Source organism: Devosia sp., assembly GCF_965229025.1.
In the GTDB taxonomy this organism is placed as follows: domain Bacteria; phylum Pseudomonadota; class Alphaproteobacteria; order Rhizobiales; family Devosiaceae; genus Devosia_A.
Genome location: NZ_OZ245853.1, coordinates 3,378,218 through 3,390,807, shown reverse-complemented (window position 1 = coordinate 3,390,807; position 12,590 = coordinate 3,378,218). Strand labels below are relative to the sequence as shown.

The following is a 12,590-nucleotide window of genomic DNA, read 5'->3' as shown; positions in this document are numbered from 1 at the left end:
GGATTTCTCATGTCTGAACGTCAGCTGGTGAGCTCCGGCTCTTATCTTGAGCCGGTGATCGGCTTCTCTCGCGCCGTGCGCGTCGGCAATTGCATCGTCGTTGGCGGCACCGCGCCGATCGCCGCCGCCGGTGGCACCGCCGCGACGGGGGATGTCTACGGACAGACCAAGCGCTGCCTCGAAATTGTCGAGAAGGCCATCGCCGATGCCGGCGGCCGCATGGAGGATGTGACGCGCACCCGCATCATCCTCACCGACATCAGCCTCTGGAAAGATGCGGCGCGGGCTCATGCCGAAATGTTTGGGGTGATTCGCCCCGTAACGACGCTGATGCAGGTGACCGCCTTCGTCGATCCTGCCTGGCTGGTTGAGATCGAGGCCGAGGCGATCGTCGCTGGGTGATTCACGTGAAACGACCGGCGCGACATGCGCCGGTCTACTGCTTGCTCATCCGGCCGCGAACCGCCTCAATCGCCCCGAGGTAAGACGTGAGTTCACCGCGAATGCGCTCCGCCGCGCGCCCGGCAAGGTCCGGATACTGGTTGGCGAGCTTCATGAAAGCCGAGCGGGGGACGAACAGGGTTTCGACCGCATCAACTGCCTTGAGAGTAACCGGACGTGGCTTGGCCACGACCAGCGCCATGGCGCCCAGCACCGCACCCTGGCTGTGAATGAGAAACGGGTTGTCTTCGGCGCCATCCTGCGTGGTCGACACCGTGCCCGAAACCAGCACATGCGCGCCTTCCGGTACATCGCCCGACGCGTAAATGACCGTGCCCGGACGGAACTTCTTCCGTTCCGAGGCAAAAGCGAGCAAGCGCCGCTGTTCGGCGTCGCAGACTTCAAAGAAGTCAGCACGTCCCAGTATGGTCGCCGCGTCGTCGAGTTGCATCCCGCCCTATTCCTGATGCCGTCGCCACATGCCGACCGCCATTGCGCTCAGCGTGTGTCGCATCAGACGATATAGAGCATTTCTTGGGCGGGACCGGAATCCCTTTCCGCCCACATGCTTGCCGGAGGTGGTTTATGCACTTGCGATTTGCCGGATAGAGCCCGAAAGGGCCCGCCCGTCACGGCACCAGCCGGTAGCCGCCCTCTTCGGTCACCAGCAAGCGCGCATTGGACGGGTCGCGCTCTATCTTCTGGCGCAGCCGGTAAATGTGGGTTTCCAGCGTGTGCGTGGTGACGCGATTGTTGTAGCCCCACACTTCCTTGAGCAGGATTTCGCGAGTGATGGTCTTGGGACCCTGGCGATAGAGGTACTTGAGGATCGAGGTTTCCTTGTCGGTGAGCCGCACCTTGGCGCCATCCGGCGCCTCGAGGAGCTTTGCCGCCGGCTGGAAGCTGTAAGGCCCGATGGTGAAGACGACATCCTCGGACTGGTCATGCTGGCGCAGCGCGGCGCGAATGCGCGCCAGCAGCACCGAGAACCGGAAGGGCTTAGTCACGTAGTCATTGGCACCGGATTCGAGCCCCAGGATCTGGTCTGCGTCGCTGTCCTGCCCAGTGAGCATTATGATCGGGCTCTTGAAGCCCTCCCGGCGCATGATCTTGACCGCTTCGCGTCCATCCATATCGGGCAGGCCGACATCGAGCAGCATCAGATCAATATGCGCGTTCCGCACCTCTACCATGGCTTCTGCTGCCGTGCCGGCTTCCACCAGATCGAACTCGCGATACTGCGCCAGTTGCTCGAGGAGGTTCCCCCGAAGATCAGCATCATCATCGACCAGTAGAACGCGCCGTCTGTTCATTACTGTACCCCAAGCCATTGTCGTTATTCCTGAGTTAGGACGGGGACCCGCAGCCCGCCAATCAAAATGGCGTTACACAATACGCCTCTCTAGGAACGTGATTTGACAGCCTTGGGTTTCATCCTCTCGCAAATTTTCCTGCACGGGGTTGCCAGACGGTGAACATCTCCGTGCGCATGGGCCGGGAGATACAGGTCAAGATGCCGTACAGAAGGGATAGTATGGCTTCATAGTACCGCAGGGGCGGCAGAGCGGTGGCCGAACAGCGCGCTACCAACCCTTACATGGGTGGCGCCCATGGCGATGGCGACTTCAAAATCACCGCTCATCCCCATCGACAGATTGTTCACACCAGCATCGCGGCTGAGCGACGCCAAGTGCGCGAAGTAAGGTCCGGGCGGGTCGCTTTCGGGCGGAATGCACATCAACCCGATGACGTTGAGGCGATGGACCTGCCGGCAGCGGGCAACGAAATCGACGGTTTCGGAAGGCGGAATGCCGCTCTTTTGCGGTTCGCCGCCGATATTGACCTGTACGAAAACCGGCAACTGCCGTCCGGCGCGCTGCATTTCCTCGCTCAGCACACCCGCCAGCTTGTCGCGATCGACGGTGTGGATCGCATCGAACAGCGCCACGGCCTCGCGCGCCTTGTTTGTCTGCAGGGGGCCGATCAGATGCAGTTGTATGCCGTCATAGGACGCCCGCAAACCGGGCCATTTGTCCTTGGCTTCCTGCACACGGTTCTCGCCAAACATACGCTGACCCGCTTCGAGAAACGGCCGGATCGCCTCGGCGTCGAAGGTCTTGGAAACCGCAATCAGTTCCACATGCTCGGGCGGTGGTCCGAAGCGGCGCTGCGCCCGGACAATCCGGTTTCTGATGAGTTCGAGGTTTTGGGCGGCGTGATCCATTGGGCGCTACTGAATGCTGACCTGTTGACCGTCTGGTCGATTTCTGGTGATGGTCCGGGTAGCCAAAAAACCCCCGCAACGCAATGATCTCTGGCTCCCGAAGGACGTCCCGCAAGTGACTGGTAGAAGCGTCGAACGTTATAACCCGCGTGTCGAAGAACCGCGTTGGCAAAAGGCCTGGGATGACCAGCAGACCTTTGTTGTGCGCAACAGCGACGAGCGTGACCCGTATTACGTGCTCGAGATGTTCCCCTATCCGTCGGGCCGCATCCATATGGGGCACGTGCGCAACTATACCATGGGCGACGTGCTGGCGCGCTACAAGCGTGCGCGAGGGCACAATGTGCTGCACCCGATGGGCTGGGACGCCTTCGGACTGCCGGCCGAGAACGCGGCGATGCAGAACAAGGTGCATCCCAAGGCGTGGACATATGCGAACATTGCTGCGATGCGGAAGCAGCTGAAGTCCATCGGCCTCGGCATCGACTGGACGCGCGAGTTCGCCACCTGCGACGTCGCTTACTACTCGAAGCAGCAGAAGCTGTTCCTCGACTTCCTCCGCGCTGACCTGGTCACCCGCAAGAAGTCGAAGGTGAACTGGGATCCCGTCGACATGACGGTGCTCGCCAACGAGCAGGTGATCGACGGGCGCGGCTGGCGTTCCGGCGCCGTCGTCGAACAGCGCGAACTGACGCAGTGGTTCCTGAGGGTCTCCGACTACGCGGAGGACCTGCTTGGCGCGCTCGACACACTCGACCAGTGGCCTGAAAAAGTGCGCGTCATGCAGCGCAACTGGATCGGCAAGTCCGAAGGCTTGCGCCTGCTGTTCGAAGTGGTGGCAGACGAAAAGACCACTGCGACCAGCATAGAGGTCTTCACCACCCGCCCCGACACGATTTTTGGCGCAAGCTTCGTGGCGCTCTCCGCCGACCATCCGCTGGCCGCCGAACTCGCGCCCCATAATCCGGCGCTGGCTGAGTTCATTGCCGAGACACACCGGCAGGGCACGGCTACCGAGACCATCGAAAAGGCCGAAAAGATCGGAGTCTTCACCGGTATTCACGTGAAGCACCCAGTTAAGCCCGGCGCCACCCTGCCCGTCTACGTGGCCAATTTCGTGCTGATGGATTACGGCACCGGCGCCATCTTCGGCTGCCCAGCCCATGATCAGCGCGACCTCGATTTCGCCCGCCGCTATGGCCTGCCAGTCATCCCGGTGGTGCTGCCAGACGACGCCGAGGCGGCTACTTTTGAAGTTGGCACAGAAGCCTATGTCGGGCCCGGCAAGATCTATCACTCCGAATTCCTCGACGGGCTCGAAGTCGATGCCGCCAAGAAGCGGATCGCCAGTTATTTTGGCGAACGTACGGTCGATAACCGCAAACAGGGCGTGGTCGAGGTGAACTACCGGCTGCGTGACTGGGGCATCTCTCGCCAGCGTTACTGGGGCTGCCCGATCCCGGTGATCCATTGCGAGGTCTGCGGCACCAATCCGGTGCCCGACAAGGACCTGCCGGTGGTGTTGCCCGAGGATGTGACCTTCGACAAGCCGGGCAATCCGCTCGACCACCATCCGACCTGGAAGCACGTCAACTGCCCCCAGTGCGGCGGCCCGGCGCTGCGCGAGACCGACACCATGGACACCTTTGTCGATTCGTCCTGGTATTACGCGCGCTTCACCGACCCGACGGCCGAGACCCCGACCGTACCGGGGATCGCCAACCGCTGGCTGCCGGTCGATCAGTATATCGGCGGCGTCGAGCATGCGATCTTGCACCTGCTCTATTCGCGCTTCTTTGCCCGCGCCATGCACAAGACCGGTCATCTCAACGTGGATGAGCCGTTCAAGGGCCTGTTTACGCAGGGCATGGTCGTGCACGAGACCTATCGCGATGCGGCGGGCGACTGGCTCTCACCGTCCGACGTCGCGATCAGCGGCATGGACGTGCGCACCGCTCGACACATCCAGACCGGCGAGCCCGTTGAGATCGGCTCAATCGAAAAGATGAGCAAATCCAAGAAGAACGTGGTCGACCCCGACGAGATCGTCTCCACCTACGGCGCCGATACCGCCCGTTGGTTCATGCTGTCGGACTCCCCGCCTGAGCGCGACGTGCAATGGACTGAAGCCGGCGTCGAGGGCTCGCACCGCTTCGTGCAGCGCATCTGGAAGCTGGTGAACGACGCGGTTGAACTGTTCGACCAGCCGACTGCCGCTCCAGACGCGGGCGACGAAGAGACCACGGCGATCCGCAAGCTCGTTCACCGCGCCGTAGACAGCGTTGGCGGGGAGATTGAGGGCCTGCGGTTCAATCGCGCCGTGGCCCAGATCTATGAGCTGACCAACGGGCTGTCGAAGTTTCTCGGCACCGTCGTCGCTGCGCCCACGCCGGGGCGGATCGGTGCGCTGCGCGAGGGCATTGAGCGGCTGGTGCAACTGGTGGCGCCGATGATGCCGCATCTGGCCGAGAGCTGCTGGACGGTGCTGGGGCAGACGAAACTGGTCGTCGATACCCCCTGGCCCAAGGCAGATCCGGCGTTGCTGCAGGATTCGACTGTCGTCGTTCCGGTGCAGGTCAACGGCAAGCGCCGCGGCGAGGTCACCCTGCCGATAGGGGCGTCCCGCGAGTTGGTCGAGAAAGAAGTCTTGTCTCTCGAGGCCGTTGCTCGCATGCTGGACGGCAAGCCACCCAAGAAGCTGGTAATCGTGCCAGACAGGATCGTCAATGTCGTTCTCTAGTCGCACTCTTCGTAACGCATTGATTGTGCTGGCGCTTTGTGGCGCCAGCGGGCTCGCGGGCTGTACCAGCTACACGCCGGTCTATGGCGGCAGCGGCACCAACATGGCCCAGGCCAACTTCCAGTACGCCAAGCCAGTGAACCGGCTGGACCAGATTATCTATCAGGATCTGACGCTGAAGATGGGCCGCAGCGCCAGCGGCGTTGCACCTCTGCTGGAGATTGCGACGACAGCCAGCAGCCGCGATCTGACCAGCACCGATGTGACTCGCCCGTCGCAGCAATATGAAGCAGTGGTCACGGCGACCATAAAGGTCACCTCCCCCGCCGGCGCAGTGGTCTTCAACACCACCCGCTCAGCCAGCGCGGTGTACACCACCGACGGTCAGGGCCTCGCCGAAAACGAAGCGCAGCGCAGCGCCGAGGACAACGCGGCCCGCGAACTCGCCGAAACCATCCGGCTCACGCTGATGGGCGTGCTCGGCAACAAGCTCAGCTGATGGGTGCGCTGAAAGCGCATGAGGTCGGTCGCTTCGTGGATCGGCCCGACATGGATCGCGGCATCTTCCTCGCCTATGGGCCCGACGCCGGCCTCGTCCGTGAAACCGGGCAGCGCCTCGCGCGCCGGTTCGCCGGCGGCGACGCCGACAGCATGAACCTGCTGGTGCTGGACGCTTCCGAACTTGACGCCGATCCGTCCCGCCTCGCCGTTGAGGCCCGGACCACATCGCTTTTCGGCGATCGCCGGGTCATCCGCGTCCGCAGCGCCGGAAAGTCGCTGGTGATGGCACTGGCGGAACTGGTGGAGACCCCGATGGAGGCCGCCATTGTCCTCGAGGCCGGCAACCTTCTACCCAAGGATCCGCTGCGTGCGCTGGTTGAGACCTCCAAGCAGGGCCGCGCCCTGCCCTGCTATCCCGACAACGACGAATCTCTCGGTCGTCTGATTGCTGAGACTTTCAACAAGGCCGGCATTCGCGCCGACGCGGATGCGGTAGCCGCCTTGCGCGACGTGCTCGGCAATGACCGTGAGGTTACCCGCCGCGAACTGGAAAAGCTGGTGCTTTTTTCAGCTGAGTCCAAGCTATTGACCCGCAACGATATTCTGACGCTCTGCGCCGACAATGCAAGCCTGGTGCTCGACGAAATTGTTGACGCTGTCGGCGCCGGCCATACTGCCGATCTCGATGCCGCGCTGCAACGGGCGCTTGCTGCCTCGATCAACCCCCAGCAGATTTTGGCCAGCGCGCTGGGACATTTCTCAACGCTCCGGCGCTGGCGGTCAGAGGTAGATGCGGGTAAGCTCGGCGGAGCTGTGCTCGACGGCGCGCGTCCCAAACCACATTTTTCACGCCGCGCTGCACTGGAGCGCCAGCTGAGGCAGTGGAGCGACGATGGTTTGAGCCTGGCGCTGGACCGGCTGCAGACGGCCGTCAGCGACAGCCGGAAGCGCTACGACCTGCAGGAGCCGGTGGCCCGGCGTGCCCTGCTTGGGGTTTGCATGCTGGCGGTGGAGCGCTGAGTACGTTCCACGTGAAACATTCTGACTGCTAGACGCCGTAGCCAGTCAGCTTCATGCAGATGCCATCGAGCTGTTCCAGTGTACGATAGCGAATTTCCAGTCGTCCGCCCTGATCCTTGTGATCGATAGCGACATGTAGGCCCAGCGCGTCCGACAACCGCTTCTCCAGCGACGCCGTGTCCGCATCCTTCTCGACACTCGCCTGGGATGGTTTCTTCTTCGAAACGCCATCGCGCTGGCTCAGAGCTTCTGCTTCACGGACCGACAGCCCGCCGCCGACAATCCGCTTCGCCAGCGCTGCCGGATCATCCGACGTGATCAGCGTCCGCGCGTGGCCGGCGGTAAGTTCGCCGCGCGACAACATATCCCGGATATCCTGTGGCAGCTTTAACAGCCGCAGCGTGTTGGCCACATGCGAGCGGCTCTTGCCGATCACCTGCGCCAGATCTTGTTGTGTGTACTCGAACTGCTCGATCAGCTGGCCGTAACCCATTGCTTCTTCAAGCGGATTAAGGTCGACACGCTGCACGTTTTCGATGATGGCAAGCTCGAGCGCTTCCTTGTCGTCGACATCGCGCACCAGCACCGGCACTTCACTGAGCCCGGCGCGCTGCGACGCACGCCACCGGCGCTCGCCCGCAATGATCTCAAACAGGTTCGGATCCTGGGTCGGACGTACCAACAGAGGCTGCATCACGCCCTTTTCGCGAATCGAACTCGTCAACTCTTCCAGCTGCGCCACATCAAACTCGCGCCGCGGGTTCGAGCGGTTGGCCACGAGGAAATCAACCGGCAGGCGCTTGACCCCGCCTGATTCGGCAAAGCGGGCGCCTTCCATGGTCGCCATATCGCCAATCAGCGCTGCAAGGCCGCGCCCAAGCCGGGAAGGTTTGTCGTTCATCGCTTCGTCCTCACGCCGCCACGAGCTGCCGCTCGCGCCTGATCACTTCGGTCGCGAGGCGCAGATAAGCCTGGCTGCCGGCACACTTGAGATCATAGAGCAGGGCGGGCTTGCCGTACGACGGCGCCTCCGACAGCCTGACATTGCGCGGTATGACGGTATCGTAAACCAGCGACCCCATTTCACTACGCACATCGGCAAGCACCTGATCCGACAGGTTATTTCGCTTGTCGTACATGGTCATTACCACGCCCTGGATCGTCAGGCGCGGGTTAAGCGTCGAGCGTATCTGCTCGATCGTCTGCAGCAGCTGACTGAGTCCCTCAAGCGCAAAGAATTCGCACTGCAGCGGCACCACCACCGCATCGGCTGCCACCAGGGCGTTGATCGTCAACAGGTTCAGTGACGGCGGACAGTCGATCAGCACATAGCTGACGGGCCGCCCCTCGATGCGGAAATCGCCCATGGCGCGAAAGGCGTCGCGCAGCCGAAAGGCGCGATCGGCCTGTTGGGCAATGGTAAGCTCCACCCCAAGAAGATCCAGAGTCGAGGGAACGATAGCTACGTTGGGGACGCTCGTCATCACAGACGCCTGCGCCACACTTGCTTCGCCGACCAGAAGATCGTAGCTCGATACGTCACGCCCGGCCCGGGAGATGCCAAGGCCGGTCGAAGCATTGCCCTGCGGATCGAGGTCAACGATCAGCACGCGCTCGCCGATTGCCGCGAGTGCCGTTGCAAGATTGATGGCAGTCGTCGTTTTACCGACGCCGCCCTTCTGGTTCGCGAGGGTCAGGATGCGCGGAGCCACTTATACGGCCTCCCGAAATTGCCGCTAACTAACTGATTTCAGTCTCAAATTGCTGAGCTGAAGCAACACGCCAGCCTCATCGGTGACGCTGTTCGTTAATAACACGTCAACGTCCCACGCCAAACGGGTTTCTCTGAGCTCCTCCACATGTTCCCGGCCTTTGTGAAAGATCGCCCGGGTTTCGGGCCCAAAGAACGGCGCCGCCAACCCACACAGTAACGGCAGCGCCGCAAGAGCGCGGGAAGTCACGACGTCGATCGGGGCTGTTTCACGTGAATCAATGTCCTCGGCGCGACGCGTGTCGACGATAGCCGCAAGATCGAGTTCACGAATCACCGCACGTAGATACGCGGCCTTCTTGGCTGTGGGCTCGACGAGCCGGAACTTGGCCGCCGACCCTTTGAGTGCGATAGCCAGTGGCAGGGCGGGGAAGCCACCGCCGCTGCCGAGGTCTATGAAACCCCGGTCATCTGGGCGCAACAACGGCAGCACCTGTAGACTGTCCACGATGTGGCGAGACCACAGCGCCTTCTCTGTTTCACGTGAAACAAGATTCTGTACGGCGTTCCATTTCCTCAGCAGGACAGAAAGCGATTCCAGGTCCGCCGCCACATCGGCAACGGGCCGCACCAGGTGGCCCGCGTAGGCCTGTGCAGCCGCAATAGCATCCCGACTGGCCATCAGCCCGCCTTGCGCATGCTGCCGCGCCGCACCACAGACAGAATGAGCGTGATCGCTGCCGGTGTGACGCCATCCATGGCCTGCGCCTGTGCAATCGTGGCCGGACGCTGCGCCTTGAGCTTCTGGCGCACCTCCGTGGAGAGGCCAGGAAGCGCGTCATAGTCGAACCAATCGGGGATCTCGCGCCCCTCATCACGCCGCATTGCCTGAATATCGGCCTGCTGGCGATCGAGGTACACTGCGTATTGAGCGTCGATGCCCAGCTGCTCGAGCACAACCGGCTCAAGCTGAGCCACTTCGGGCCAGACGCGCATCAGGTCCTCAGTCGTAATGTTAGGATACGACATCAGTTCAAACGCCGAGCGCTCGTGGCCATCAGCATTGATCGGAACACCTGCCTTGCGTGCGGTCGTGGGCGACACCACCAGCCGGTCGAGCAGTTGCCGGCCGGCCTGAAGCTTCCCGCGCTTTGCCGCAAAGGCCTCAGCGCGCTGTGGCCCAACAAGACCGGCATCTAGCGCCAACTGCGTCAGGCGCTGATCAGCGTTGTCGCTGCGCAGATGCAGCCGGAACTCGGCCCGCGAGGTGAACATGCGGTAGGGCTCGGTCACGCCGCGCGTCACCAGGTCATCCACCATCACGCCGAGATAGCTTTCTGTGCGCGAGAGCCGTAGCGGCTCACGCTCCAGGGCAGACAATGCAGCGTTGGCCCCGGCAAAGAGACCCTGGGCACCGGCCTCTTCGTAGCCAGTTGTACCGTTGATCTGGCCGGCCAGATAGAGCCCCGGTAAGCGCTTCAGCTCAAGCGTCGCACGCAACTCGCGGGGATCGACATAATCATACTCGATGGCGTAGCCCGGACGGACGATACGTACGTTTTCAAGACCCGGCATCGACTTCAGAAAGGCCTCCTGAACGTCTGCCGGCAGCGAGGTAGAGAGGCCATTGGGGTAGATCGTTGAATCTCTAAGCCCCTCTGGCTCCAGGAATATCTGGTGGCTTTCACGATCAGCGAAGCGGACGATCTTGTCCTCGATCGATGGACAATAGCGCGGCCCGCGACTCTTGATGCGGCCGGAGTACATCGCCGAGCGATGAATATTGTCCGCAATGATCCGGTGGGTCTCTGCGGTGGTGCGGGTAATATAACAACTGATCTGTGGCGTGGTGATCGCCGCCGTCAGCATCGAAAAGGGCTCGGGCGGATCATCGCCGCGCTGCTCTTCAAGGGCGGAGAAATCGATACTGTCGCCGTCCAGCCGGGCAGGGGTGCCGGTCTTCAGGCGCCCGAGTGTGAGGCCAAGCGCTTCGAGCCGCACCGACAGTCCCAACACCGGCTTCTCACCGACACGTCCGGCCGGTACTGTCTCTTCGCCACGATGGATCAAGCCACGGAGGAAGGTGCCTGTCGTCAGCACTAAGGCACGCGTGGCAAACCGCCGCCCATCTAACAACACCGTGCCGGTGATGCGTCCGTCGTGCTCGATCAGATCGTCGACTTCGCCTTCGATGACTGTGAGATTGGGTTGTGACGTAATCGCGGCCTGCATCGCCTCGCGATAGAGCTTCCGATCCGCCTGGGCGCGTGGTCCGCGGACCGCGGGGCCCTTGCGGCGGTTGAGGACGCGGAACTGGATGCCAGCCGCATCTGCCACCCGGCCCATAAGACCATCCATGGCGTCGATCTCGCGCACCAAGTGACCCTTGCCGAGCCCGCCGATGGCCGGGTTGCAGCTCATCTCGCCGATGGTTGCGAACCGGTGCGTGATGAGGGCGGTCGGAACGCCAAGACGCGCAGACGCCGCAGCTGCCTCGCAGCCTGCGTGCCCTCCACCCACTACAATGACGCCGTACTCGATCATGGCCAACTCGGGAAACTGGTTTGAACGGCCGGTCTAGGCCAATGTTTCACGTGAATCAATTGCGACGACTGTTTCACGTGAATCACTTGCCAATGCAAAACGCGCTAAACAGGTGATCTAGAACGGACTCGGCATCCATCCGTCCGAGCAGCCGCTCAAGCGCATACGACGCCCTGCGCAGATCTTCGGCCGCCATTTCCGGCTCCGAGAGCCTTTCCCTGGCGCGACCCAGCGACATAACGGCCCCGAGCAGGGCTTCTCGATCGCGCTCATGGCTGACCAAGACACTCGCAATGGACACGGAACCTGCGCCGGAAGCCTCGTAGAGCTGCTCAAGAAGCTCCGGGACACCTTCCCCTGTCGTAGCCGACACGTAGAGATTGGCCCCGACCCCGCGCCCCAGGTCGGACTTTGTGCCGATCTTGGCCACAGGTACCCCCTTTGGCAGATGGGCCTCAACGACGAGTTCTGGCGGTTCTTCGACACCCACGTCTGGTGCCATAAGCCAAAGCACCTGATCAGCCTCAAGCATGGCTTGCCTCGCGCGGGAAACGCCGATCGCCTCCGCTTTGGAACTGGTTTCCCGTAAACCAGCGCTATCAATCAGCAGGATCAGCTGGCCCTTGACGTCCAGCGGCACTTCCTTGAGGTCGCGCGTTGTGCCCGGTTCATCTGAAACGATCGCCACCTCGGACTGCGACAGGGCGTTCAGAAGGCTGGATTTGCCGGCATTGGGTGGTCCAGCGAGCACCACGCGGAAGCCACTGCGAAGGATCCGGCCCTGGCCACGAAGTGCCAAGACCATTCCGATGTCACCTGACAGGGCTTCTACAGCATCGGCGAAATCATCCGGCAGTTCACCGACATCACCTTCGTCAGAAAAGTCGAGCTGCGCCTCGATCTCTGCCCGCAGGTCCAGGAGGCGTTCTCGCCATCCTTCCACCTGCCGGGTCAGGCCGCCTTCCATGCGGGTAAAGGCAAGTGCCCGCTGGTTCTCAGTCTCTGCCTCGATCAGGTCACCAAGACCCTGGGCTTCGACCAGATCCAGTTTGCCGTTCTCGAAGGCCCGGCGGGTGAACTCTCCGGCGTCGGCCAGTCTGATACCAGGGTGTGATGTCAGTGCGCGGAGGGTCGAGCGCACCACGGCGGGCGAGCCATGAAGCTGCAATTCGGCGCAGTCTTCGCCCGTAAAGCTCCGCGGCCCGGGCATCCAGGCAACAAGACCGCGATCGAATGTTGTGGGGCCGAAGCGGATATCAGCGAGGCTCAACACACGTGGCTGCGGTAATGCGCCAAGCATGGCCGCGAGCACCGGCCCGGTTTGAGGGCCAGACAACCGAATGACGGCGACGCCCGAGGGAACAGCGCCGGACGAGAGGGCGACGATTGTATCGCCGTCGCGCATGCCG

The 12,590-nt window shown here is 62.3% G+C and carries 12 protein-coding genes; 4 read left to right on the top strand and 8 right to left on the bottom strand.

Going from position 1 to position 12,590, the window contains the following annotated elements; all coding sequences use genetic code 11:
• The first annotated feature begins 9 nt into the window (after positions 1-9).
• The gene (locus ACO06J_RS16475; RefSeq protein ID WP_421761803.1) at positions 10-402 is read left to right on the top strand and encodes a RidA family protein; all 393 of its coding nucleotides are present in this window, start codon (positions 10-12) and stop codon (positions 400-402) included.
• 34 nt (positions 403-436) lie between these two features.
• On the opposite strand, the gene ACO06J_RS16470 is transcribed toward ACO06J_RS16475, so the two are convergent.
• From ACO06J_RS16470 to ACO06J_RS16460, 3 genes are all read right to left on the bottom strand, one after another.
• A complete protein-coding gene (locus ACO06J_RS16470) occupies positions 437-892 on the bottom strand; it encodes a cyclic nucleotide-binding domain-containing protein (protein ID WP_421761802.1) in 456 nt (151 codons plus the stop codon).
• A 178-nt stretch (positions 893-1,070) separates the two neighbouring features.
• Complete coding sequence (locus ACO06J_RS16465; protein WP_421761801.1) at positions 1,071-1,754, bottom strand: response regulator transcription factor; 684 nt, start codon at positions 1,752-1,754, stop codon at positions 1,071-1,073.
• Between the two features lie 227 nt (positions 1,755-1,981).
• The gene (locus ACO06J_RS16460; RefSeq protein WP_421761800.1) at positions 1,982-2,665 is read right to left on the bottom strand and encodes a YggS family pyridoxal phosphate-dependent enzyme; all 684 of its coding nucleotides are present in this window, start codon (positions 2,663-2,665) and stop codon (positions 1,982-1,984) included.
• A gap of 49 nt (positions 2,666-2,714) precedes the next feature.
• On the opposite strand from ACO06J_RS16460, the gene leuS reads away from it, so the two are divergent.
• Genes leuS through holA form a run of 3 tightly spaced genes read left to right on the top strand, consistent with a single transcriptional unit; the run spans position 2,715 to position 6,926 of the window.
• Complete coding sequence (leuS, locus tag ACO06J_RS16455) at positions 2,715-5,405, top strand: leucine--tRNA ligase (RefSeq protein WP_421761799.1); 2,691 nt, start codon at positions 2,715-2,717, stop codon at positions 5,403-5,405.
• Positions 5,392-5,904: an LPS assembly lipoprotein LptE gene (gene lptE, locus ACO06J_RS16450; protein WP_421761798.1), complete on the top strand. Its 513-nt coding sequence runs from the start codon at positions 5,392-5,394 to the stop codon at positions 5,902-5,904. Before leuS ends, lptE begins: the two co-directional genes overlap by 14 nt.
• On the top strand, positions 5,904-6,926 hold the full coding sequence (gene holA, locus ACO06J_RS16445) for a DNA polymerase III subunit delta (RefSeq protein WP_421761797.1): 1,023 nt from the start codon (positions 5,904-5,906) through the stop codon (positions 6,924-6,926). The genes lptE and holA overlap by 1 nt, the downstream gene beginning before the upstream one ends.
• 28 nt (positions 6,927-6,954) lie before the next feature.
• Here the strand turns inward: holA and ACO06J_RS16440 are convergent, their stop codons facing one another.
• From ACO06J_RS16440 to mnmE, 5 genes are all read right to left on the bottom strand, one after another.
• A complete protein-coding gene (locus tag ACO06J_RS16440) occupies positions 6,955-7,827 on the bottom strand; it encodes a ParB/RepB/Spo0J family partition protein (RefSeq protein WP_421761796.1) in 873 nt (290 codons plus the stop codon).
• A gap of 10 nt (positions 7,828-7,837) precedes the next feature.
• A complete protein-coding gene (locus ACO06J_RS16435) occupies positions 7,838-8,638 on the bottom strand; it encodes a ParA family protein (protein WP_421761795.1) in 801 nt (266 codons plus the stop codon).
• Positions 8,639-8,662: 24 nt separating this feature from the next.
• The gene (gene rsmG / locus ACO06J_RS16430; protein ID WP_421761794.1) at positions 8,663-9,319 is read right to left on the bottom strand and encodes a 16S rRNA (guanine(527)-N(7))-methyltransferase RsmG; all 657 of its coding nucleotides are present in this window, start codon (positions 9,317-9,319) and stop codon (positions 8,663-8,665) included.
• The gene (mnmG, locus tag ACO06J_RS16425) at positions 9,319-11,181 is read right to left on the bottom strand and encodes a tRNA uridine-5-carboxymethylaminomethyl(34) synthesis enzyme MnmG (protein WP_421761793.1); all 1,863 of its coding nucleotides are present in this window, start codon (positions 11,179-11,181) and stop codon (positions 9,319-9,321) included. Before mnmG ends, rsmG begins: the two co-directional genes overlap by 1 nt.
• An 82-nt stretch (positions 11,182-11,263) precedes the next feature.
• A complete protein-coding gene (mnmE, locus tag ACO06J_RS16420; protein ID WP_421761792.1) occupies positions 11,264-12,586 on the bottom strand; it encodes a tRNA uridine-5-carboxymethylaminomethyl(34) synthesis GTPase MnmE in 1,323 nt (440 codons plus the stop codon).
• Positions 12,587-12,590 lie beyond the last annotated feature (4 nt).

Excerpts from the sequence above, each read along its gene's own strand:
- mnmG (WP_421761793.1), bottom strand. The coding sequence starts at position 11,181 with ATGATCGAGTACGGCGTCATTGTAGTGGGTGGAGGGCACGCAGGCTGC.
- ACO06J_RS16475 (WP_421761803.1), top strand. The coding sequence starts at position 10 with ATGTCTGAACGTCAGCTGGTGAGCTCCGGCTCTTATCTTGAGCCGGTG.
- ACO06J_RS16470 (WP_421761802.1), bottom strand. The coding sequence starts at position 892 with ATGCAACTCGACGACGCGGCGACCATACTGGGACGTGCTGACTTCTTT.
- rsmG (WP_421761794.1), bottom strand. The coding sequence starts at position 9,319 with ATGGCCAGTCGGGATGCTATTGCGGCTGCACAGGCCTACGCGGGCCAC.
- ACO06J_RS16460 (WP_421761800.1), bottom strand. The coding sequence starts at position 2,665 with ATGGATCACGCCGCCCAAAACCTCGAACTCATCAGAAACCGGATTGTC.
- mnmE (WP_421761792.1), bottom strand. The coding sequence starts at position 12,586 with ATGCGCGACGGCGATACAATCGTCGCCCTCTCGTCCGGCGCTGTTCCC.
- ACO06J_RS16465 (WP_421761801.1), bottom strand. The coding sequence starts at position 1,754 with ATGAACAGACGGCGCGTTCTACTGGTCGATGATGATGCTGATCTTCGG.
- leuS (WP_421761799.1), top strand. The coding sequence starts at position 2,715 with ATGGTCCGGGTAGCCAAAAAACCCCCGCAACGCAATGATCTCTGGCTC.
- holA (WP_421761797.1), top strand. The coding sequence starts at position 5,904 with ATGGGTGCGCTGAAAGCGCATGAGGTCGGTCGCTTCGTGGATCGGCCC.
- lptE (WP_421761798.1), top strand. The coding sequence starts at position 5,392 with ATGTCGTTCTCTAGTCGCACTCTTCGTAACGCATTGATTGTGCTGGCG.
- ACO06J_RS16440 (WP_421761796.1), bottom strand. The coding sequence starts at position 7,827 with ATGAACGACAAACCTTCCCGGCTTGGGCGCGGCCTTGCAGCGCTGATT.